We start from the raw sequence: 22653 nt of genomic DNA on the forward strand, positions 1-22653 counted from the left end.
ATACACTGAATAAATTTAAAAATGAGACACGGTAAAAAAGTAAACCACTTAGGAAGAACGGATTCGCATCGTAAAGCGATGTTAGCTAATATGGCTTCGTCGTTAATTAAACACAAAAGAATCTCTACTACTTTGGCTAAAGCAAAAGCTTTGCGTATGTATGTAGAGCCGATTATCACTAAATCTAAAAATGATACTACTCACTCTCGTCGTATCGTATTTAGCTATTTACAAGATAAAGAAACTGTTACTGAATTGTTCCGTGATATCGCAGCAAAGGTTGCTAATCGTCCAGGTGGTTATACAAGGATCATTAAGTTAAACAATCGTTTGGGTGATAATGCTGAGATGGCATTGATCGAACTAGTTGACTATAACGAAGTTTACGGAAAAGAAGCTGATACAGCTGAAAAGAAAACTACTCGTCGTGGTAGAAGCAAAGCAAAAAAATCTGATGCTCCAGCTGCTAAGGCAGAAAAGGCAGAAGAAGTTACTGAAGAAGCAGCGCCTGAGGCTCCTGTTGCTGAAGAAACTAAAGAAGATAAAGGCGAATAATTCATTCCCAGATCATCATTGCAAAAACCCAGACCGATATCGGTCTGGGTTTTTTGCGTTAAAAGTTTATAATGTATTGTTGTTCCTGTGGTCTGGATTCAAATTCCTTAACTAAATTCCAGTTCTTTCCATCATGTTTTAGAAGAGCAAATTTATTTACATTAAAGCTTGCGCGGAAAGTTTTTTTCTTATAAGCTTCCATAATTCTTTCGTAGACATGCTGCAGAACATCTCTGTAGGCAATTGTAATGTGTGGGGTAATTGATCCTGAGCTTGCTTTCAGGTATTTTTTTAGTTTTATTCTAAGTATTTTATGTAGATGGGTGATTTCTGTATTGTTGTCAGCACGAATAAACACAACTCCCGGAGGAAAGCCATCATAACCGTTAAGCTCCTGAACAAATGAATGAAAATTTCTGCAACTTTCGAGATTTGCAATTAATTTATCTTCAAATACTGAATCTAGTTTGAACGGTGGAATCAAGGTAATATGAACCGGGGGTTTAAGGGCACTATATATCTTATACTCAACTGAACATTGTTTTCTTATTTCATCAATTTCTGAGCTTATTGCCGCCGGCGGTAGTATAGCAATAAAAAATAATGATTCCATAAAGCTAATTTACTATTCCTTTTCTAAATGGTATCTTTGTTTCGTAATCAAATTTCATGTCCAATCAACTCCATATACAACAATTTAAAGATCAACTGACGGATAGCATCTCGTCTAATTTTTTTGCTAAGATTTCATTGGGTAATTACCAGGGAAATGAAAAAGAATTAAAACAAATTCATGTTAGGAGAGTAAAAATAAAAAGGATGGACATGCTGTCGTTTACTTACCGCTATAAAACGCGGGACATCATTAAGAACTTTCCGGTATCAGAAGGAATTACTCTAGTTGGTCATTTTATAAGTAATGATTTTAGAATCGCTACTTTGTTTACTTCGGAAAAAGAAGTTATTCTGGAGCATGGGAAAAAACAGCACATCTCCATAAGAGAACAAACATCCGGCAAAGCAGTGAAGCCAGATTTGACTCATAATAAGGAGAAGAAAAGATTGATTCAGCCGGTCGGCAAACCTTATCTGGTTCAGCTGAAATTAACGGATATTGAAGGGAATGTTTTTAAAAATGCTCAGGATAAATACAAACAGATCAATCAATACATTGAGATTTTAAATAGTCTGGTAAAAGAATTACCCGCAGGGTCTGTAGGAAAGGTGGTAGATATGGGGTCTGGCAAAGGTTATCTTACATTTGCGCTTTATGATTATTTCCACCAGGTATTAAAAGAGAATGTTGAAGTTACAGGAGTTGAATATCGTGAAGACCTGGTTCAATTGTGTAACACGATTGCTAAACAGTCTGCATTTGAACAATTGGATTTTGTTCAGGGAACTATTGAAGATTACAATGTGCAAAATATAGACTTACTGATTGCTTTGCATGCTTGTGATACTGCTACAGATGATGCGATATTCAAAGGTATTAAGGCAGATGCTAAACTTATTGTAGTTGCGCCTTGTTGTCATAAGCAGATAAGAAGGGAAATGGAGAAGAATAAAGTGAAAAATGAAATCTCTGTGGTGACGAAATATGGAATATTTTTGGAGAGACAGGCTGAGATGGTTACGGATGCGATCAGAGCATTGATCCTGGAATATTTTGGTTATAAAACTAAGGTTTTTGAATTCATTTCTGATGCCCATACTCCGAAGAATGTATTGGTTGTTGGTGTGAAGTCAGCCAGATCTGAATCTTACAACAAAAATATTAAAACCACCAGGTTGGAAATACTACAGAAAATTTCAGAAACAAAGGCTTATTTTGGAATTGGCTATCATCATTTGGAAAAGCTTCTTGGACTAGATCAGCTCGTTTAAAAACATTGCTTCTGTCATACTGTCACATTTTTGTAACAGCTTTCGGACATAAAATTCTTTAATTATTCTATATCATATGGATTATCTGCCAAAAACCAATTGGCACATTGCTTGTTAAACAGTTGTAAAATAATAAGATTTCATAACATAAACAGAGATAAATAGCATGTCAAAAATTATTGGTATAGACTTAGGAACAACAAACTCTTGCGTAGCCGTAATGGAAGGTAACGAACCTGTAGTTATAGCCAACAGTGAGGGTAAACGTACTACGCCATCCATTGTTGCTTTTGCAGAGAATGGTGAGCGTAAAGTAGGAGAGCCGGCGAAACGTCAGGCAATTACTAACCCAACAAAAACAATTTCTTCAATTAAGCGCTTTATGGGAAGCAGCTTTGCTGAAGTTTCAAAAGAAGCTGGTAGAGTACCTTATAAAGTAGTTAAGGGCGACAATAATACACCACGTGTTGAAATTGATGACCGTAAATATACTCCTCAGGAGATTTCAGCGATGATTTTGCAGAAGATGAAAAAAACTGCAGAAGACTTTTTGGGTCATGAAGTAACAGAAGCAGTTATTACTGTGCCTGCTTATTTTAATGATGCACAACGTCAGGCTACTAAAGAAGCCGGAGAAATTGCTGGTTTAACAGTTAAACGTATCATTAACGAACCAACTGCAGCAGCTTTGGCTTATGGTCTGGATAAGGCACATAAAGACATGAAAATTGTGGTGTTTGACTGTGGTGGTGGTACTCATGATGTTTCTGTATTAGAATTGGGTGATGGTGTATTTGAGGTAAAATCAACTGATGGTGATACTCACTTAGGTGGTGATGACTTTGATCATATCATTATAGAATGGTTAGCCGCTGAATTTAAGATCGAAAATGGCATGGATTTACACCAGGATCCTATGGCATTACAGCGTTTGAAAGAAGCTGCTGAGAAAGCCAAAATTGAGCTTTCAAGTACAACCTCTACTGAAATCAATCTTCCGTACATTACCGCTGATGCAACAGGTCCAAAACACCTAGTTAGAACATTAAGCCGTGCTAAATTTGAGCAACTTGCGAGTGACTTGATTAAACGTACAATTGACCCTTGTAAATCTGCTTTGAAAAATGCCGGTTTAAAGACAAGTGACATTGATGAGATCATTCTTGTTGGTGGTTCTACACGTATCCCTGCTATTCAGGATGCTGTTAAAGCTTTCTTTGGTAAAGAACCTTCAAAAGGTGTGAATCCGGATGAGGTAGTAGCTATTGGTGCTGCAATTCAGGGTGGTGTATTAACAGGCGAAGTTAAAGATGTATTATTATTAGATGTTACCCCACTTTCTTTAGGTATTGAAACTATGGGTGGTGTAATGACTAAGCTTATTGAAGCTAATACTACTATTCCATCTAAAAAAGCTGAAACCTTCTCTACAGCAGCAGATAACCAGCCTTCAGTAGAAATCCACATTTTACAAGGTGAGCGCCCAATGGCTGCTCAAAACCGTACAATTGGTCGTTTCATATTAGATGGTATTCCACCAGCACCACGTGGAGTTCCTCAAGTTGAAGTTGCTTTTGATATTGATGCTAACGGTATATTACACGTAAGTGCTAAAGATAAAGCCACTGGTAAAGAACAAAAGATTCGCATTGAAGCTTCATCTGGTTTAACTGATGAAGAGATCAAAAGAATGAAAGAAGAAGCAGAGAAAAATGCTGAATCAGATAAAGCTGCAAAAGAAGAAGCAGAAAAAATCAATGGTGCAGACGCTTTGATCTTCTCTACTGAGAAACAATTGAAGGAGTTTGGTGAGAAAATTTCTGAAGACAAAAAAGCTCCTATTGAAGCAGGCTTGAAGAAATTGAAAGACGCTCATGCAGCAAGAAACTTTGCTGATATCGATGCGGCTCAGGAAGAACTTCAAAATGCATGGAATGCAGCTTCAGAAGAAATGTATAAAGCAGGCCAGGATGGCACTGCGCAGCCAGAAGGAGCTAATGCGAATGATGGTGCACAAACTTCTGATAATGGAGATAATGTTACTGACGTTGACTTCGAAGAAGTAAAAGACGATAAGAAATAATTATCTGCTTTGTCAAAAAGAAAAAAGCCTCTGATCGCGTTGATCAGAGGCTTTTCTTTTTATTCCTTTATTTGGAACTGATTAATTCCAAAGATTCTCAGGGTAGGCACCTTCTTTAATCAATTTGTCGATACTTTCCTGTACAATAGGTTTGTCTTCCTTATAAGTAACACCAAACCATTGACTGTCTGTAGGTATAACTTTAAATGAAGCAGTATTGGTTTTAACCAAGTTCTCTCCAATTAATGGAATAAAAAATTCAGCCTTTGGTTTATCTTTATTCTCGATTGCAAAAGTCCTGAACAATTCTTCCGTAAGTTTAAAAACAGCAGGTGTAAATCCCCAGAAATTCATAGAAACTGGAGTGTCAAACTCTAGAGGATACTCTACTCCATTTTCTTCGTAAACGATGCTATCTCCTTTTTTATAGACCTGTGTTCTTTCTGTGATTTCTTCAAGATAACCGGCATCATTGGTTTTGCAAACACCACGTGAAACAGAACCAAAATCGGACAAAGTTTTACCCATTTTGTATCCAACAATTGAGTAATTGCTATCAGAAGCTTCTGTTGTCAGGAATTTAACCATTTTCTGAAATGAGTCAAGTCCATAATAATCATCAGCATTAATTACACAGAAAGGCTCTTTAATTGCGTTTCTTCCTGAGAGAATGGCATGAGCAGTTCCCCATGGCTTTTCGCGGTAGATTTCTTCCTGAATGCCAAATTGTTTTAAGTCGAAGTTTTGAAATACGTAATCTGTTTCAATTTTGCCGTTAAGCTTTGCTTCAAAAATAGCTTTAAAATCTTCTAAGAACTCTTCTTTGATGATAAATACAACTTTACCAAAACCTGCTTTAATTGCATCGTATATAGAATAGTCAATAATTGTTTCACCATTCGGGCCGAACCCGTCAATTTGTTTCATACTGCCATAGCGACTTGCCATACCAGCAGCTAGTATTAATAAGGTTGGTTTCATTCAGCGAAAATAATCATTAGGTTTATATTCATGGTAAAAAACACTTCTGTTTTTTGAAAAATTAAATTTATCCTTTTTTGTATGATATGGATATTGAGGAAGTTAAAATCCGAAAAACCCTTTTCCTCCTGTACTGCGAGGCTTTTTTCCTGTTAACATCCCGAAGATTCCCCTGACAATTTCTTTGCCTATCTGTCTGGTTATGGTTGCTCCCATCACTTGCTCCACTATGCTTTTTTCGCCTTTTTTAGATGGAACTTCTTCTTGTACAGCTTCATCCTGTTCTTCAGTAAGTTTATCATTTACCCTTTTGGTAAGTATTTCGTACGCACTTTCGGGATCTATGGATTTTTGGTATTTCTCATTCAATGAGCTTGCCTGAATCAAACTGTTGTAATCGGCGATACTCAATGGTCCCATTATAGCTCTTGGCGGAGTAAGCATGGTTGCTGATACTTCAGTTGGTATTCCCTTTTCATTCAGTACAGTTATCAAGGCTTGTCCGGTTCCTAATGAAGTCAACGTTTTATCAATTTCATAGAATTCTGATTTTGGATAAGTATTAACCGTTTTTCTCAGTGCATCAACATCATTTGGAGTAAAGGCCCTTAATGCATGTTGCACCCTGTTCCCAAGTTGAGATAGTACGCTCTCAGGTACATCAGTGGGGGCCTGCGTACAGAAAAAAACGCCTATTCCTTTAGATCTGATCAGTCTTATAATTGTTTCAATCTGTTCAAGAAATGTTTTGGAAGAGTTTTTAAAAAGGAGATGTGCTTCGTCAAAGAAAAATACCAGCTTAGGTTTGTCCAGGTCACCGACTTCAGGCATATTATAAAATATCTCGGCCAGTAAACTTAAGAGGTAGGTCGAATAAAGTACAGGCTGATTTTGTACATCAGAAATATTTAATAAACTAATTACTCCTTTGCCATCAGTTTTGCCAAATAAATCCTCAATATCAAATGATGTTTCCCCAAACATGGCCCCTAATCCCTGTTGTTCGATAGTGACTATTTTTCTCAGGATTGTTCCCGATGTAGCTGCTGATATTTTGCCATAAGACTCTTTAATTTCGTCTGCGCCCATGCCGTCGGATAAATAAGATACCAATTTCTTAAGGTCATTCAGGTCTATAACAGGTAGTTTGTTATCATCGGCATATTTAAAGATCACAGCCAATACCCCTGTCTGCGTGTCATTAAGATCCAGGATCTTTGCCAGTAGAGTTGGTCCGAATTCTAATACCGTAGCCCTCATCTGAGCCCCCAGTTTACCTGAAAGGGAGTAGATCTCCACAGGGAACCCTGACGGACTAAATGGCTTATTTAATTGAGCGGCTCTTTCCTCTATTTTTGGATTGATTGATCCGGGTTGATTTAATCCGGATAGGTCACCTTTCACATCCAACATGAATACTGGCACGCCGGCATCAGATAGCTGTTCGGCAAGAAGCTGTAGTGTCCTTGTTTTTCCTGTTCCGGTTGCGCCTGCAACCAGGCCATGGCGGTTCATCATTTTGAGGGAAAGGTTTACTTCAGCATTTGCCAATACCTGACCGTCCAATATACCGGCTCCTAAATAAATAGAGGAGCCAGTTGGTTTATATGATGTCTGAATTTTCTCTATAAATTTTGCTGATTGATCGCTCATAATGAAGGGTGGTTTTATTATTAATAAGATGTTTTTATAGATGGATGATTTATAAATGTAATAAAACGAGATGATATATAAATAAAAAAGCGTGTCTGGAATGATCCAAACACGCTTGATTATCAACGTAATTTTATTTTGAATATTTAAAGTCGTGGTCTTTTTTGATATTCAATAATGAATGGTAGATCAGGCTGATCACATTGTCAACATCTTCTTTATGAATCATTTCTACTGTAGTATGCATATACCGTAGAGGTAAAGAAATCAATGCTGAGGGTACGCCACCGTTGGAGTAAGCAAAAGCATCAGTATCGGTGCCTGTTGAGCGGGATGATGCCTGACGCTGAAAAGGAATATCATTCTTTTCAGCAGTTTCTATGAGTAGTTTATTTAAATTAGTTTGTACTGCCGGAGCATAAGAAACAACCGGGCCTTTACCACATGATAAGTCGCCTTGTGTAATCTTATTGATCATAGGAGTAGAAGTATCATGCGTTACGTCTGTAACAATCGCTACATTGGGCTTAATCCTGTGGGCAATCATTTCTGCTCCTCTTAATCCAATTTCCTCCTGTACGGAATTTACTATATACAACCCAAAGGGTAATTTCTTTTTATTTTCCTGCAGTAACCTGGCAACTTCAGCTATCATAAAACCTCCGGCCCTGTTGTCTAATGCCCGGCCTACATAGTAGCGGTCATTCAGTATCATAAATTCATCTTCATAGGTAATTACACAACCGACATGTACACCAAGTTTCTCAACTTCTTCCTTTGAAGTACATCCGCAGTCCAGGAATATATTTTTAAGTGCAGGAGCTTCTTCTTTTTCGCCACCACTTCTGGTATGTATTGCAGGCCATCCAAATACAGCTTTAACCATGCCTTTATCAGTATGTATATTTACTCTTTTTGAAGGGGCAATCTGATGATCAGAACCGCCGTTTCTGATCACATAGATCAGACCATCGGGCGTAATATAGTTTACAAACCATGAGATTTCATCTGCGTGCGCTTCAATTACTACCTTGAAATCTGCTTTGGGATTGATTACGCCCACAGCAGTGCCGTAATTATCTATAAAGCTTTCATCTATGTAAGGTTTCAAATAATCAAGCCATAGTTTCTGGCCAGGATATTCAAATCCTGTAGGTGAAGGATTGTTGATGTATTTTTCAAAAAACTGAAGCGATTTCTTATTAACTACAGAAACATGTTTCTGTTTATCATCTTTTTTCTTTGTCATGTTTAATGTTGTAATTCTAAACAAATATAGAAACTAAGGCAAGAGCAGCAAGTTAATTGTCAAGTTGTAACTCCATAATGACAAAATCTATATTGTGGTTCCGGGATGTTTTGTTGGTTTTAATAAAACCGAATTTTTCATAAAATGGTGTCGCTGACACACGCGCATTACACCAGAGCATAGTGGCTCCCATGCAAGTTACATATTCAATAATGTGTTTCAATAGCGCTGTGCCATAACCTTTGCCCTGAGCATCCACTGTAGTGGCAAATTTTCTGAACCGATATACCGTCCCTTCATTAAAAATAGAAATTACAGAACTGAGTTGATCATCCGCATATAGTCCAAAGTGCGTTCCTTCAGCATCGTCGTCTAACTTTACAGCTTCCAATGGTAAATCAGGATACATTGCCTCATGCCTGATTCGCCAGGTCAGGTCATCCCTTATTTGTTCAATTTGAATCGTTGACATGCAATTTACTTTTGAAGTTTATGATTGTAAACATAGTAAATAATGATATTCAAGATGATGACTATCGCACTTCCCAAACAAAATAAAGGCCATTGTCCTTTGTCCCAAAGCCAGAGACCGAGGGCAGAGCCGACAGATGCTCCGACAAAACTGATGGACATAAAGACAGTATTCAGCCGATTACGCGCTTCAGGTAAGATAGCATATATCCTTGTCTGATTGGTAACGTGGATAGCCTGCTGTCCAATATCAATTAATATGATTCCGATTACAAACAAGAACAAATGGTTCCCGGTGAAGTAAAACGTAAGTATGCTGATCAATTGCAGGCTTAACCCTATAATTAAATTCTTACGTGGATTTTTACCACCACTCAGCTTTCCAACCAAAGGGGCTGCCAATGCACCTGCGGCACCAGCTATCCCGAATAATCCAATTTGGAGTGTTTGGAAACTGAAAGGAGGGTTTGCGAGAAATAAAACCATGGTGGTCCAGAATGCACTCAGTATGGCAAAGGCTAAAAAATTGATCAGGGAAGCCTCCCTTAAGACGGGCTGAGTTTTGACATAGTGCCACATGGACGACATCAGTTCGCCATAGGTTCCCTGAAATGACGGCTTACTCACAGGGAATCTTCTAGCCATAAGCCCCAGTAACAGCGTGCATATTGCGGCGGCCATAAAATATACAGAACGCCATCCCCAGATGAAACCAATACTGCCACTTACGGCTCTGGATGCAAGGATCCCTATCAGCAAGCCGCTCATGATGATTCCGATGGTTTGGCCCCGCTCTTCATCTGAACTGAGGTTTGCAGCCATCGGTAAAATTAATTGAGGAACGATAGAGCTGGCGCCAATGAGCACACACGCTACCTGTAAAAGAAAGAAGGAATGTGAAAAGCCTGCCAGAAGCAAAGCGGCAACTGCCAGGCCTGTAATCAATAAAATTTGTTTTTTGCGCTCAAACATATCTCCAAGAGGGACGATTAAAAATAAGCCTAAAGCATAACCCGCCTGTGTGAGATAACTTATTTTTCCGGCAGTACTTTCTGTCAGTCCAAATTCTCTTGCAACTAGAATTACCAGAGGCTGGCAATAATAGATATTGGCAACGATCAGGCCAGTGCAAAATGCCATTAATAATATGTCTGTTCGGCTCAACTTCATTATAGAGGTATATTTCCGTGTTTTTTGCGCGGGAGGTTTACCACTTTATTTTCCAGCATTTTAAATGCTTTAACGAGTTTAGACCGCGTCTGTGATGGTTCTATAACCTCATCAACAAAGCCTCTTTCCGCTGCTCTGTAAGGGTTTGCAAATATATCTGAATAAAGTTTCTCTTTCTCCAACCATTTCTCTCCGGGATTTTCAGCGGTAGAAATCTCTTTTTTAAATATAATTTCAGCAGCACCTTTGGCACCCATTACTGCAATTTCCGCAGTCGGCCAGGCATAATTCAGGTCGGCACCAATATGCTTTGAATTCATTACATCATAAGCTCCGCCGTAAGCTTTCCTGGTGATTACGGTGATTCTTGGAACGGTTGCCTCGCTAAATGCATATAAAAGCTTGGCGCCGTTTGTTATGATTCCATTCCATTCCTGATCAGTACCCGGCAAAAAACCAGGAACATCTTCAAAAACAAGTAAAGGAATATTAAAGCAGTCGCAGAAACGTACAAACCTTGCAGCTTTCGTAGAGGCATGGTTGTCAAGCACGCCGGCAAGATAGGCAGGCTGGTTGGCAACAATACCAATGCTTCTGCCAGCCAGTCTGGCAAAACCGACTACAATATTTTCTGCATAATCCTTGTGTACTTCCAAAAAACTTTCCTCATCAGCAATTTCATTGATGACGGTTCTTACGTCATATGGCTGATTGGAATTTTCCGGCATGATTACATCCAATGAATTTCTGGTTTCATCCTTAGCAGTATAAGGTAGGTTAGCCGGGATTTCCTCACAATTCTGAGGCATATAGCTCAAGAGTTTTTTTACATGATTTATAGCCTCTATTTCATTTGCACAGGCAAAATGTGTCACACCCGATTTTGTAGCATGTGTAGTCGCACCCCCAAGCTCTTCAGAACTAACCTCTTCATGTGTAACTGTTTTTACCACATTTGGTCCTGTTACGAACATGTAAGATGTGTTTTCCACCATTAATATAAAGTCGGTGATGGCCGGAGAATAAACCGCACCGCCTGCACAAGGGCCCATGATTGCAGAGAGCTGAGGAATGACACCTGAGGCCTGTACATTTCTATAAAAAATATCTGCATAACCGCCAAGTGAAACTACACCTTCCTGAATTCTGGCACCTCCACTATCATTTAATCCAATCACGGGGGCGCCATTTTTCATGGCCATTTCCATGATCTTACATATTTTCTCAGCATGAGTTTCCGATAATGAACCACCAAAAACAGTAAAGTCCTGGGAGAACACATATACCAGTCTACCGTTTATATTACCATATCCTGTTACTACTCCATCGCCAAGGTACTTTTCACGTTCCATGCCGAAATCCGTACTGCGGTGTGTTACAAGCATGCCAATTTCTTCAAATGAATTTTCGTCCATTAAAAAGTGAATGCGTTCACGAGCCGTTAACTTTCCTTTTTTATGCTGACTTTCTATTCTGGCTTCACCACCACCGGCTTGAGCTTTTTTAATTTTGTCCTGAAGTACTTCTATTTTATTCTTCATCTAAATGCTATTAAAAACCTAACTATTACCAGCGATATTGCAGCCTGGTAGTGAATACATCATCTTTTAAATCATCAATATACTGTGGCAATTGGGTAGGGTCATTTACTACGTGCTCGTTGTATACGGTAAGTTTTAAACGTGGATTTATCAGGTAAGTTAATCCGTATCCCAAAGTACTAAATTTGATATCTCCTGCGGTAGTGAAACTGTTGGCTGCTCCAATTTCTTTTTCATTGATATGTTTATTTGGGTCGTAGACATCATAACCAACCAGAGCGGTTAAATGTGTTTTTGCAATCTGCTGCGTAAACCATATATAATATCCCGAAAATGAACGCAGGTATAAGTCTGTCGCAGGCTGTGCAGAAAAACTTGTACTGGCCACAGGTCCGGTAATGGATGAGGATGCCCCTACGCCTGGCTGTGTTCCGCTTATATATTCTGCTTTTAAAGAAGAAGACCCAAAAGTATTGTCATACTGGAGTTGAAGATTGGCTCCATAATAATCGCGCTTTGCATACCAATTTACATTGTCAGCACTGGTATTTTTTACGTAACTGTTGTTTTGAAGGCTGAGATAGGTTTCAGTGTCGCTGCGTACAAATCCTTTATAAACAGAACCTCCGAATCCGATATGTAGTTTTTTATTGGCCAGGCTATCAAATTTAAAACCCAGATTTCCTACGATATCCTTCTTAGAGTCGTAATCCCTTGCACTGTGTCCACTGCCATTTATTACGGCTACTTCTGCAGTTATAAACTTAAAATCCTTTTTTGGACGAAAAGAAATCATTGCACCCAAGTCCCGCTCCCTTGGCATTAAGGTCTGAAAAACCCTGGCCCGTTCAGGAAAATCCCTATATCCCGATGAATATACAATAGAGTAACCGAAAGGGCGGTTGAATAAACCGGCAGTGAACAGGAATGTTTTTGAACCTGGTTTATGGAATTGTATAAATGCATCCATAAGTTGAACCCCGTTTTGTGTCGCATCTATCTGGAATACAATACTGGAGTATTTATCAACCCGGTCAATTTTTAACCTCCCTCTTCTGATCATGAAGCGCTCGCTTGAGTTTTTTGTGAAATCTCCACCAGAAAAGGACAAAATTCCTGCTGACTGAGCCTTTTGATATTGGGTTTGCAGGTACCCTGTTATTGTAATCTCATGTAAATCATAAGATGAAGGCGCATTATTGCTTTGTGAATATGCTAGAAAGGGGCATAAGAATGCTAAGCCGAATAGTAGTTTTTTCATTTATATAAATAACCTGTAGTCAATTCGCCTAAATTACAGTAAAAGCTGCATTTATCTATAAAACACTATTTTTTTTCCGGGTTATCCTTGCTTAAATTAAATGGGGCAACAACTAAATTACATTTTTTTTACAAGTTAATTTGTTAGTTAGGAATCTTTGGAGTTATTTTTGACATGTAAAAGAAAAATTAAAATGTTCCTTAGGAAATATAGTGTATTTATAGTCATCGCCTTTCTGGGCATCTTTTCAGCAAAGATGATGATTTCTGGTGCACCTGTATTTTTCAGTCATATTGATAAGGAAATTATGAATTCTGTGATCATGCAGATTGAAGCAGAACATAGTGCAGATGGGGACGGCGGTAAAGCCAAAGTAAAACTTTGTGATTATAAAGTGGATTTCCATTATGATTACAATATTTCGTTTGTACTTAATCAATTTGGTATAAAAAACAGCTTCATAGAACACTTTAAACGGTATGTTGATCCATTTCACCCTTCCGTTCCAACTCCGCCTCCTAACCGGTGCTAATTTAACATAGGCTTGGTGCTCTTGTTTACACAAGTTGTGCTGGGCAATATTATAATTAGTTAAACATTAAAACATCGTTTTATGCAAAGTGGAAACTCAATCTTTTCAAGATTGGAAGTGAAGAAATATATATTAAAAAAGAATTTAAAGCGTGACTTACCGTCAAGTATTGTGGTGTTCCTCGTAGCGTTGCCACTCTGTCTTGGTATAGCACTGGCATCTGGTGCGCCTCTGTTTGCAGGTATAGTCACGGGAGTAGTAGGGGGGATAGTTGTAGCCAGTTTAAGCGGCTCCCAATTAAGTGTTAGTGGACCTGCGGCAGGTCTTACTGCGATTGTGCTTGGAGCAATCAATCAGCTTGGGGCATATCAGACATTCCTGCTTGCAGTAGTATTGGCAGGGGTAATGCAGTTGATTCTCGGATTATTAAAAGGAGGCACAATAGGTAATTACTTTCCTTCAAGTGTAATTGAGGGAATGTTAGCTGCAATCGGATTAACTCTTATTCTAAAACAGCTGCCACATGCTTTGGGAGTGGATTCTGATTTTTTCGGAGATGAAAGCTTTTTTCAAACAGATAATGAGAATACATTTTCTGCGATATCAGGAGCACTTAGTCACTTCAGTGTAGCAGCAATCATAATCAGCGGGCTGTCTATATTGATCTTGGTTTTTTGGTCGAAGTTCAAAAAAATAAATGTAATCCCGGCACCCCTTATTGTAGTTATATTGGGTATAGGATTAACAATAGTATTTCAAAATACTGGTTATGCCCTTAAGGCAGATCAAATGGTTGCTATTCCCATGGTGAATAGTTGGGCCGAATTCAAGGGCTTATTTGTAGCGCCGGATTTTTCTCAGATAATGAATGGAAAAGTATGGATTGTAGCTGCTACAATAGCTGTTGTGGCAAGTTTAGAAACATTACTCAGTCTTGAAGCCGTGGATAAAATAGATCCGATTAAGCGAGTGTCACCTACAAATAGAGAGCTGATGGCACAAGGTGCAGGAAATATGGTAAGTGGGTTATTGGGTGGTTTACCTATGACTTCCGTTATCGTAAGGAGTTCTGCCAACGTAAATGCCGGCGGACGTACCAAGATGTCGGCCATTTTCCATGGTGTATGGCTACTTTTATCCTTGCTTCTTATTCCGGGTCTTATAAATATGATACCTTTGGCATGTTTAGCTGCCATTTTATTGGTGACTGGTTATAAATTAACACGTGTAGCTTTATTTAAGCATATGTTTCACAAAGGCTGGGATCAGTTTATCCCGTTTGTAGTCACTATTATAGCCGTATTGCTGACCGATCTTTTGAAGGGTGTGGCGATAGGTATGCTGTTTTCTGTATTCTACTTATTACGTACAAATATGCGTAATCCGTACTTCTATAAGATACAGGAAGAAGGAAATAAAAAGAACATCAGAATTAAACTGGCCGAAGAAGTTTCATTCCTCAACAAAGCAGCCATACAGGTTGTGCTGACTAAAATCCCCAAAGAGACCAATGTAATTATCGATGGAACCAATTCAAGGTATATAGATCCCGATGTATTGGAAACCATTTTTAATTATAAGCATAATGCTTACACTAAGGGGATTATCGTAAGTTTAGAGAATATTAAACAACAATACACAGTTCCAAAACTGAACAATAAAGTAATAGAAGAAATTAATAATTAAGAATAGACTAATGAAAGCACATACTTTAGAAACACAAGCAACAATTACCCCTGAAAGAGCATTTGAAATACTAAGGGAAGGTAATGAAAGATTTGTACAAAATTTAAAAGCCAATAGAGATCTGCTTGCACAAGTAAACGATACCAGGGCTGGACAATGGCCATTTGCCGTGATATTGAGCTGTATAGATAGTCGTACGTCTGCAGAATTGATCTTTGACCAAGGACTAGGAGATGTTTTTAGTGTGAGAATTGCGGGGAACTTTGCAAATCAAGACATTTTGGGTTCTATGGAATTTGGCTGTAATGTTGCAGGATCTAAGCTAATTGTTGTTTTAGGACACTCAAAATGCGGAGCTTTAAAAGGCGGATTAGATGCTGATGCAATACGCGAGACGGGAATGGAAAATCTTAGTCATTTAGTAGATCATTTTACTCCAATTATTGATGGAATTATTAGCGAGGGAGAAGAACGTTCGTCCAAAAATTATGATCTGTTGGAAAGATTGAATGTACAAAATGTGAAACAAACCATAGCAGACATCCGCAATCAGAGCCCCACTTTAAATCAAATGGAGAAAGATGGAAAGATAAAAATAGTAGGAGCCAATTATAATGTAGAAACCGGTGTTGTAAACTGGCTATAGTATTTCTTTTTTCAAAATAAAAAAACTCCCGGCAATCACCGGGAGTTTTTTATTTAATCATTTGCTAAAAATGGATAACGGTAATCTTTAGGTGGATCAAATGTCTCTTTGATGGTGCGTGGAGAAACCCAACGCAATAAATTGATCATAGAACCGGCTTTGTCATTAGTGCCGGAACCTCTGGCGCCGCCAAATGGCTGCTGACCAACAACTGCACCAGTACACTTATCATTGATGTAAAAATTGCCTGCTGCATTTCTCAAGCGTTGTGTTGCTTTTTCAATTACATACCGATCCTGAGCAATAACTGCACCGGTTAAAGCGTAGATTGAAGTAGAATCAACAATATCTAAAACCTTGTCGAAGTCTGCATCGTCGTATACATAGATCGTCAGTACCGGACCAAATAGTTCTTCACACATCGTGGTGTACATTGGATCCTGAACCACCAATACCGTTGGCTCTATAAAGTATCCTTTAGATTTATCATAATTTCCACCGGCGATCACCTCAACTGCACTGTCTTTTTTAGCTTCATCAATGTACTTGGCTAATTTATCAAAAGAGTTTTCGTCGATCACAGCGTTGATGAAATTGCTAAAGTCTTCAGTTCCGCCCATTTTAAAGGTAGCAAGATCGCGCAGCATGTATTCTTTAACCTTAGGCCAAACGCTCTTTGCCACGTATACGCGCGAAGCAGCAGAACATTTTTGTCCCTGGTATTCAAAAGCACCACGGATAATTGCTGTACTTGAAGATTCAGCTTCTGCAGAACCATGAACAAGGATAAAATCTTTACCGCCGGTTTCACCAACAATACGTGGATAAGTTTTGAATTTATGAATGTTGTTACCAATCGTTTTCCAGATATTTTGGAAAACGCCGGTAGAGCCCGTGAAGTGGATACCCGCAAAATCAGGATGACTGAAGATCACGTCACCTGCATCAGGACCGGAAACATAAACAAGGTTAATAACACCGTCAGGAAGGCCAGCTTCTCTGAAGATCTGCATCAATACGTTTGCAGCAAATATTTGTGTATTTGCAGGTTTCCATACCACAACATTGCCCATCATGGCGGCAGATGTAGGTAAGTTACCAGCAATAGCAGTAAAGTTAAACGGAGTTAAGGCAAATACAAAACCCTCAAGCGGACGTTGCTCCACTCTGTTCCATGAACCTTTAGGAGAAACAGGAGGTTGTTGTTTATATATTTCGCTCATGTAGCTTACATTGAAACGAAGAAAGTCGATCAGCTCACATGCAGAGTCAATCTCAGCCTGATATGCATTTTTCGACTGGCCAAGCATTGTCGCCGCATTTAATTTGTAACGGTAAGGACCTGCAATTAAGTCTGCAGCTTTTAAGAATATGGCGGCACGATGCTCCCATGCTAAATTTTCCCAATTGGCCTTTGCTGCCAATGCAGCATCAATAGCTTGTGTCACATGGGTTTTGTCACCCTTGCTGTACTGACCTAAAACATGTTTATGGTCATGCGGAGGAGTAGTAATTCCTTTGTTATCGGTATGTACTTCCTTACCGCCTATATACATGGGCATTTCAATTTGTTTGGAACGGGCATCGGCTAAAGCAGCCTTCAAAAGTTCACGTTCTTTACTTCCTGGCGCGTAACCCAAAATGGGCTCATTCACAGGAGCTGGTACGTTAAAAAATCCTTTAAGCATGATATAAAATATTATTTCCGCAAAGATAGCAGTTTTTGAGCTGTAATAATTCTTATTTTTGATCCGATCCATGATAAAATATTTACGATTACTGCTACTTCCGTTTTCTTTACTATATGGCCTTATTATTCTGATTAGGAATAAGCTATATGATGCAGGGGTATTAAAATCTGTAAGATTTGAGCTGCCTGTAATCTGTGTAGGAAATTTGGTTGTGGGAGGATCAGGTAAGAGCCCTGTAACAGAATATCTTGTCAGTTTATTTCCAGATAAGCGCATTGCGATCCTCAGCCGGGGCTACGGGAGAAAAACAAAAGGCTTTATACTTGCAGATGAATCATCAACTGCCGGTACAATAGGTGATGAACCTTTGCAGTTTTACAATAAATTTCCCGACGTCACAGTAGCGGTATGCGAAGACAGGGTAACAGGGATCAATCAGTTAAAAGGCCATCACGACCTGATTATTTTAGATGATGCCTTTCAGCATCGGAAAGTTCAGGCAGGGTTCAGTATCCTTCTTTTCGAATATCAAAAATTACTAAGCCCTCGGTTTTTATTGCCGGCCGGAAACCTGAGAGAATCTTTTAGCGGATGTAAAAGAGCACAAGCACTACTTGTAACTAAAGCTCCCGCTGATATTTCTGCTGAACAGCGGCTGGCCTGCAAAAGAAAGTTCGCGAATGATGAAGGGCAAATGCTTTCATTTTCCTTTCTTAACTATCAGGACTTAGTACCTTTATTTACTAAAAGTGACCCATTGGCGGTTACGCCAGATACTTCCGTGTTTCTCCTGACAGGTATAGCGAATCCAAAACCATTGCTTTCGTATTTAAGGGAATTTACTGCATCTATACATCATCATGACTATCCAGACCATTACCAGTTTAGTCATCAAAATATTAGAAAGCTGATAAAGGACTATCAGGAAGACCTTTCAGTAAAAAAAATCATCCTCACAACAGAAAAAGATGCACAACGTTTATTAGATGATGCATTAAAAGAATTACTTTTAAATTTGCCGGTGTATTATTTACCGATCAGGGTTGAGATACAGGCAGAAGATAAAGCTACATTTGATCAAAAGATTTTAGACTATGTTTCAAGCACTACACGAAACCGTTGAATATATAAAACGTAAAACAGATAATTTTCAACCTGAAATTGGGATAGTTCTGGGGACCGGTTTGGGCGGTCTGGTAAAAGATATTGAGGTAGAGTACCAGTTGATGTACTCAAACATCCCTAATTTTCCCATTTCTACACTGGAGTTTCATTCAGGCAAACTGATATTTGGAAAGCTAAATGGGAAAAAAGTAATAGCCATGCAAGGCAGGCTGCATTATTATGAAGGATATAGTATGCAGCAAATTACCTTTCCGATCAGGGTGATGAAAGTATTGGGCATTGCTCATTTATTTGTATCCAATGCCGCAGGGTCTTTAAATCCTGAATTTAAAAAAGGCGACCTGATGGTGATCAATGATCATATCAATTTACAACCTGAAAGTCCTTTGAGGGGTAATAACGATGCGGATATGGGGCCTCGTTTTCCTGATATGAGCCAGCCTTATGATAGAAAGCTCGTAGAAAAAGCATTGAATATAGCTAAGGAAGACAACATAACCTGTCACCAGGGCGTTTACATAGCCGTAACGGGACCTAATCTGGAAACCAAGGCAGAATACAACTACCTTCGTATTATAGGCGGTGATGCAGTTGGAATGAGTACTGTTCCTGAAGTGATTGTGGCCAAACATATGAGTATACCTGTATTTGCAATTTCTGTGCTAACGGATGAGGGATTTCCCGAAGTTCTTGAGCCGGTGAGTTTAGAAGAAATACTGGAGACAGCTAAAGCCGCAGAACCAAAGATGACTAAAATATTGAGCCAGTTAATATCAACTTTATAATGTATAAAAACATTGCTTTCATTGTTTTTTGCTTAGTCATTCTGGGTGGCGGGCAATTATTTGCCCAGGATTTAAAAACATCGGTCAATGACAATAAGGAACTTGACTCCCTGAGAAAAAAGGAAGAGAATGCCAAAGATTCCATCATTTTCACTTCCCGGTTTATCAGATATACAACACTTCGGCTTACTAAAGACAGCATCCAGACGCTGGCTTTAGATACTACATTGCAGGGGTTTCATAATTTCAATATCCTGGTACAACCAAAACGCCCGACGGTTGGCGTAGGAAACCTTGGACTGTCAGCTATGCCACTTTTGTTTGAGCCGGTGAAAACCATAGGCTTTGATGCAGGTTTTCATACGTTAGATTATTATGCACTTACCCACGACGATATTAAATATTATCAGGCCAGAACTCCATTTACAAGTTTATATTACGTGAGCGCCGGAGAGGCTGAACAGGTATTTAGAGTAGTCCATTCTCAAAATATTAAACCTAATTTTAACATAGGCGCCAATTTCAACCGGATAGGAGCCAATGGATATTATAGCAGACAACGTGGTGATGATCTGAACGGTGCTTTATTCTCCTGGTATCAATCACCCAACAAGCGTTATAATTTGTGGACCAGCGCAGTATTCAATACCTTAAAGGCTAATGAAAACGGGGCACCAACCAATGATACCCTTTTTACGGGCACAGGAGTAAAGGTAGACCACTTGTCTGAACCGGTAAGACTATCAAATTCAAGAAGAATTTATCGTCAGAGTTCTTTCATGTTAAAGCAGACGTATTTCGTAGGACGTATAGATAGCCTCGCGCAGGAGATCACAAAGAAGATATTGCCAACTAACAAGGTCAGCTATACCTTTAAGTATAGTGCCAATTCCTACGGATTTAGAAAGGACCAGGCTGATGACCACAGTATTTTTCCCAGAGGTGCACTCGACACTACATTTACAAATGACAGTACGCGCTATACACAGGTTCAGAATGAGTTCATCTACAGTTTTTTTCTCCGGGCAAAGTCAAGCTCCCTTATCAAAAACGAGTTGAAGCTCGACGCGGGGATCAGGCATGACTTTTATAAATACAACCAAATGTCATTGTATAAGAATAACATGAGGTCATATGATTATTCTTCAAGTTTTCAAAACGTAACCTTGCTGGGTACTGCAGGATACAGGTTCAGTAACAGGATAGACCTTAACGTTGATTTACAGCAGATCTTCCAGGGTAGAAATACTGGTGATTTTCTTTACGAGGCAAAGAGTAATGTGCTGCTGAGTAAATCAATCGGTCGTATTGTACTGGGAGCCTATTTCCAGAATAAATCTCCTGAAGAAATTTATAACAATTATGTAGGTAATCACTACAATTGGTCCGGAGATGCACAAGGCTTTAAGTTTGATCGTACCAAGACGATCAATATGTCGTTCAACTACATCATTGACAAGTTAAATCTTGATGCAGGAGCTCAGTACTTTTTAATAGACAAATACTTGTATTTTGAGCAGGTTGGTACCACAGGTCCGGACACGGTAAATATCCGTCCGGCCCAGGCGGGGTCTACCATCAATTTGCTGAAAATAACCCTGGGCAAAAAAATAACTTTTGGCAAGTTTAACCTCGATAGCTATATCGTGTATCAGAAGACTGACAACAGCAATATCCTGCGGACACCTGAAGTCTATACTTTCAATAGTTTTTATATTGACCAGACTTTCTTCAAAGTGCTTAAAACCAATGTAGGTTTTGATATCAGGTATAATACACCATATTATGCGTATTCTTATTCTGTGCCTGCCGGTCAGTTTTATATAGGCGATAAGATCAAGTATAAATCAGAGCCGGTGCTTGATGTATGGGTAAAGGCAAGTTTGCGCAGGGCAAATCTTTTTGTAAAGTGTGATTATATCAATCAGGGACTTCTTTCCAAAGGGTATTATACTGTAAAAAGTTATCCGATGCCTGACAGACTGTTGTTTAAATTTGGCGTGAGCTGGAATTTTTACGACTAAGTCTTTTGCGGTTTCTTTTTAGCTGCTGGAAACAATACGTTATTCAATATCAGACGGTATCCCGGCGAATTTGGGTGCAGGTTCAGATCAGTTGGCGGATCACCTACCTGATGCTGATAATCTTCAGGATCATGACCCCCATAAAAAGTAAACTGACCTTTTCCGATTACTCCGTTTAGGTAACGTACTTCTTCAGCTCCCTTATTTTCACCAAGTACGGTAACACTTGGTTTTACAAGCCGCTTTCTGAAAGCTGTAGTCTGCCCCATGAAGCCTTTGATCACCTTATCATGATTTTGTGTAAGCATCGTCGGCACCAAATCCCATTTGGCAGAAAAATCAAATAAAGTAAAATAGTCATTTGATTGAATCAATGTACGGGTTTGGGTAACATCAATGTCTGAAAACTCATATTCATTGGGATTTACATTGAGCTTAAAATCTTTAAAGGCATAAGTCCTGTTGAAATTGATCTTCGCCTGTGCCTGTGCGTCGGCACCATCACCATCAAACATACTTTCACAAATGTCTACGCCTTCTGCACTCAATGCGATGTCAAAACTATCTGTACCAGAACACATGGCAAATAAAAAGCCTCCGCCGGCACAAAAATCCCGGATTCTTTTGGCTACTTCCAGCTTCATTTGAGATACTTTATTAAACCCGTTTCTTTTTGCTGTTGCTTCCTGATTTTTCACATCCTCACGATACCAGTTATGGGTTCGATATGCACTCCAGAAACGTCCATACTGCCCGGTAAAATCTTCGTGGTGCAAATGCAGCCAATCATATCCGGATAATTTATCTCTTAATACATCATCATCATAGACTACCTCGTAAGGAATCTCCGCATAAGTAAGTACCATAGTTACTGCATCATCCCAGGGTAATTTGCTTTTTGGTGAATACACGGCAATCTTAGGTGCTTTTTCCAACTTTACCATTTCCATGTTTACCTGTGGATCACTGATCTCATTTAAGATGGCCGTTACCTTCCCGTCGGCAAGAATCTGGTAAGAGACGCCCCTGGTTTTGCATTCCTCTTCTACGGCCTTGTTATAACCAATTAAAAAACTGCCGCCGCGGTAGTTCAACAGCCAGCTGACGTCGGCATTTTGCTTGATGCTCCAGTAAGCAATACCGTATGCTTTCAAATGATTTTTCTGATCTTCATCCATGTAAATAAGAATTGAAGAGGCCCTGGCAATAATGCTAACGGTCAACAAGAAAAATAGGATAAGGGATCTTTTGAACATCATAAATAGTGAAATCGGTAAATACGAATGTAAGAAAAAGGCCGCATATTGCATATC

Annotated in this window: 19 protein-coding genes; 9 read left to right on the forward strand and 10 right to left on the reverse strand. The window is 39.1% G+C overall.

The window, feature by feature from the left end; all coding sequences use genetic code 11:
* The first annotated feature begins 21 nt into the window (after window positions 1-21).
* Window positions 22-555 carry a 50S ribosomal protein L17 gene (rplQ, locus tag R2Q78_RS15930; protein WP_316793520.1) on the forward strand — a complete coding sequence of 178 codons (534 nt, stop codon included), beginning with the start codon at window positions 22-24 and terminating at the stop codon, window positions 553-555.
* A gap of 58 nt (window positions 556-613) precedes the next feature.
* On the opposite strand, the gene R2Q78_RS15935 is transcribed toward rplQ, so the two are convergent.
* Window positions 614-1168: a 2'-5' RNA ligase family protein gene (locus R2Q78_RS15935; protein ID WP_316793521.1), complete on the reverse strand. Its 555-nt coding sequence runs from the start codon at window positions 1166-1168 to the stop codon at window positions 614-616.
* Window positions 1169-1224: 56 nt separating this feature from the next.
* On the opposite strand from R2Q78_RS15935, the gene R2Q78_RS15940 reads away from it, so the two are divergent.
* Both R2Q78_RS15940 and dnaK read left to right on the forward strand, forming a co-directional pair.
* Window positions 1225-2442: an SAM-dependent methyltransferase gene (locus tag R2Q78_RS15940; protein ID WP_316793522.1), complete on the forward strand. Its 1218-nt coding sequence runs from the start codon at window positions 1225-1227 to the stop codon at window positions 2440-2442.
* Window positions 2443-2608: 166 nt separating this feature from the next.
* On the forward strand, window positions 2609-4525 hold the full coding sequence (gene dnaK / locus R2Q78_RS15945) for a molecular chaperone DnaK (RefSeq protein ID WP_316793523.1): 1917 nt from the start codon (window positions 2609-2611) through the stop codon (window positions 4523-4525).
* 81 nt (window positions 4526-4606) lie between these two features.
* Here dnaK and R2Q78_RS15950 read toward each other — a convergent pair whose 3' ends face one another.
* The 7 genes from R2Q78_RS15950 to R2Q78_RS15980 all read right to left on the reverse strand — a co-directional run bounded on the left by R2Q78_RS15950 (window position 4607) and on the right by R2Q78_RS15980 (window position 12851).
* Window positions 4607-5506, reverse strand: coding sequence for an NDP-sugar synthase (locus tag R2Q78_RS15950; RefSeq protein ID WP_316793524.1), 900 nt, complete (start codon window positions 5504-5506; stop codon window positions 4607-4609).
* Between the two features lie 102 nt (window positions 5507-5608).
* The gene (locus tag R2Q78_RS15955) at window positions 5609-7159 is read right to left on the reverse strand and encodes a helicase HerA-like domain-containing protein (protein ID WP_316793525.1); all 1551 of its coding nucleotides are present in this window, start codon (window positions 7157-7159) and stop codon (window positions 5609-5611) included.
* A gap of 133 nt (window positions 7160-7292) precedes the next feature.
* On the reverse strand, window positions 7293-8408 hold the full coding sequence (locus tag R2Q78_RS15960; protein WP_316793526.1) for a M42 family metallopeptidase: 1116 nt from the start codon (window positions 8406-8408) through the stop codon (window positions 7293-7295).
* A 52-nt stretch (window positions 8409-8460) separates the two neighbouring features.
* Complete coding sequence (locus R2Q78_RS15965; RefSeq protein WP_316793527.1) at window positions 8461-8880, reverse strand: GNAT family N-acetyltransferase; 420 nt, start codon at window positions 8878-8880, stop codon at window positions 8461-8463.
* A 5-nt stretch (window positions 8881-8885) separates the two neighbouring features.
* A complete protein-coding gene (locus R2Q78_RS15970) occupies window positions 8886-10049 on the reverse strand; it encodes an MFS transporter (RefSeq protein ID WP_316793528.1) in 1164 nt (387 codons plus the stop codon).
* A complete protein-coding gene (locus R2Q78_RS15975) occupies window positions 10049-11590 on the reverse strand; it encodes an acyl-CoA carboxylase subunit beta (protein ID WP_316793529.1) in 1542 nt (513 codons plus the stop codon). Before R2Q78_RS15975 ends, R2Q78_RS15970 begins: the two co-directional genes overlap by 1 nt.
* Window positions 11591-11615: 25 nt before the next feature.
* Complete coding sequence (locus R2Q78_RS15980) at window positions 11616-12851, reverse strand: porin (protein ID WP_316793530.1); 1236 nt, start codon at window positions 12849-12851, stop codon at window positions 11616-11618.
* Window positions 12852-13044: 193 nt separating this feature from the next.
* Here R2Q78_RS15980 and R2Q78_RS15985 point away from each other — a divergent pair, with 193 nt between their 5' ends.
* The 3 genes from R2Q78_RS15985 to R2Q78_RS15995 all read left to right on the forward strand — a co-directional run bounded on the left by R2Q78_RS15985 (window position 13045) and on the right by R2Q78_RS15995 (window position 15715).
* Window positions 13045-13383: a hypothetical protein gene (locus R2Q78_RS15985; RefSeq protein WP_316793531.1), complete on the forward strand. Its 339-nt coding sequence runs from the start codon at window positions 13045-13047 to the stop codon at window positions 13381-13383.
* An 81-nt stretch (window positions 13384-13464) separates the two neighbouring features.
* Entirely contained in the window at window positions 13465-15069 is a 1605-nt protein-coding gene (locus R2Q78_RS15990) for a SulP family inorganic anion transporter (protein ID WP_316793532.1), read from the forward strand.
* A gap of 10 nt (window positions 15070-15079) precedes the next feature.
* Window positions 15080-15715 carry a carbonic anhydrase family protein gene (locus tag R2Q78_RS15995; RefSeq protein WP_316793533.1) on the forward strand — a complete coding sequence of 212 codons (636 nt, stop codon included), beginning with the start codon at window positions 15080-15082 and terminating at the stop codon, window positions 15713-15715.
* 53 nt (window positions 15716-15768) lie between these two features.
* Here R2Q78_RS15995 and pruA read toward each other — a convergent pair whose 3' ends face one another.
* The gene (pruA, locus tag R2Q78_RS16000; RefSeq protein WP_316793534.1) at window positions 15769-17403 is read right to left on the reverse strand and encodes an L-glutamate gamma-semialdehyde dehydrogenase; all 1635 of its coding nucleotides are present in this window, start codon (window positions 17401-17403) and stop codon (window positions 15769-15771) included.
* 70 nt (window positions 17404-17473) lie between these two features.
* Here pruA and lpxK point away from each other — a divergent pair, with 70 nt between their 5' ends.
* From lpxK to R2Q78_RS16015, 3 genes are read left to right on the forward strand one after another with little or no spacing between them, the layout of a single operon-like run.
* Complete coding sequence (lpxK, locus tag R2Q78_RS16005; RefSeq protein ID WP_316793535.1) at window positions 17474-18529, forward strand: tetraacyldisaccharide 4'-kinase; 1056 nt, start codon at window positions 17474-17476, stop codon at window positions 18527-18529.
* Window positions 18501-19316, forward strand: a complete 816-nt coding sequence (locus R2Q78_RS16010; protein ID WP_316793536.1) for a purine-nucleoside phosphorylase — start codon at window positions 18501-18503, stop codon at window positions 19314-19316. Before lpxK ends, R2Q78_RS16010 begins: the two co-directional genes overlap by 29 nt.
* Window positions 19316-21340, forward strand: coding sequence for a putative porin (locus tag R2Q78_RS16015; protein WP_316793537.1), 2025 nt, complete (start codon window positions 19316-19318; stop codon window positions 21338-21340). Before R2Q78_RS16010 ends, R2Q78_RS16015 begins: the two co-directional genes overlap by 1 nt.
* On the opposite strand, the gene R2Q78_RS16020 is transcribed toward R2Q78_RS16015, so the two are convergent.
* Window positions 21337-22599 carry an asparagine synthetase B gene (locus R2Q78_RS16020; protein WP_410478493.1) on the reverse strand — a complete coding sequence of 421 codons (1263 nt, stop codon included), beginning with the start codon at window positions 22597-22599 and terminating at the stop codon, window positions 21337-21339. The genes R2Q78_RS16015 and R2Q78_RS16020 overlap by 4 nt on opposite strands.
* Window positions 22600-22653: the final 54 nt, after the last annotated feature.

The sequence above is a fragment of the Pedobacter frigoris genome, from assembly GCF_032678645.1.
GTDB lineage: Bacteria > Bacteroidota > Bacteroidia > Sphingobacteriales > Sphingobacteriaceae > Pedobacter > Pedobacter frigoris_A.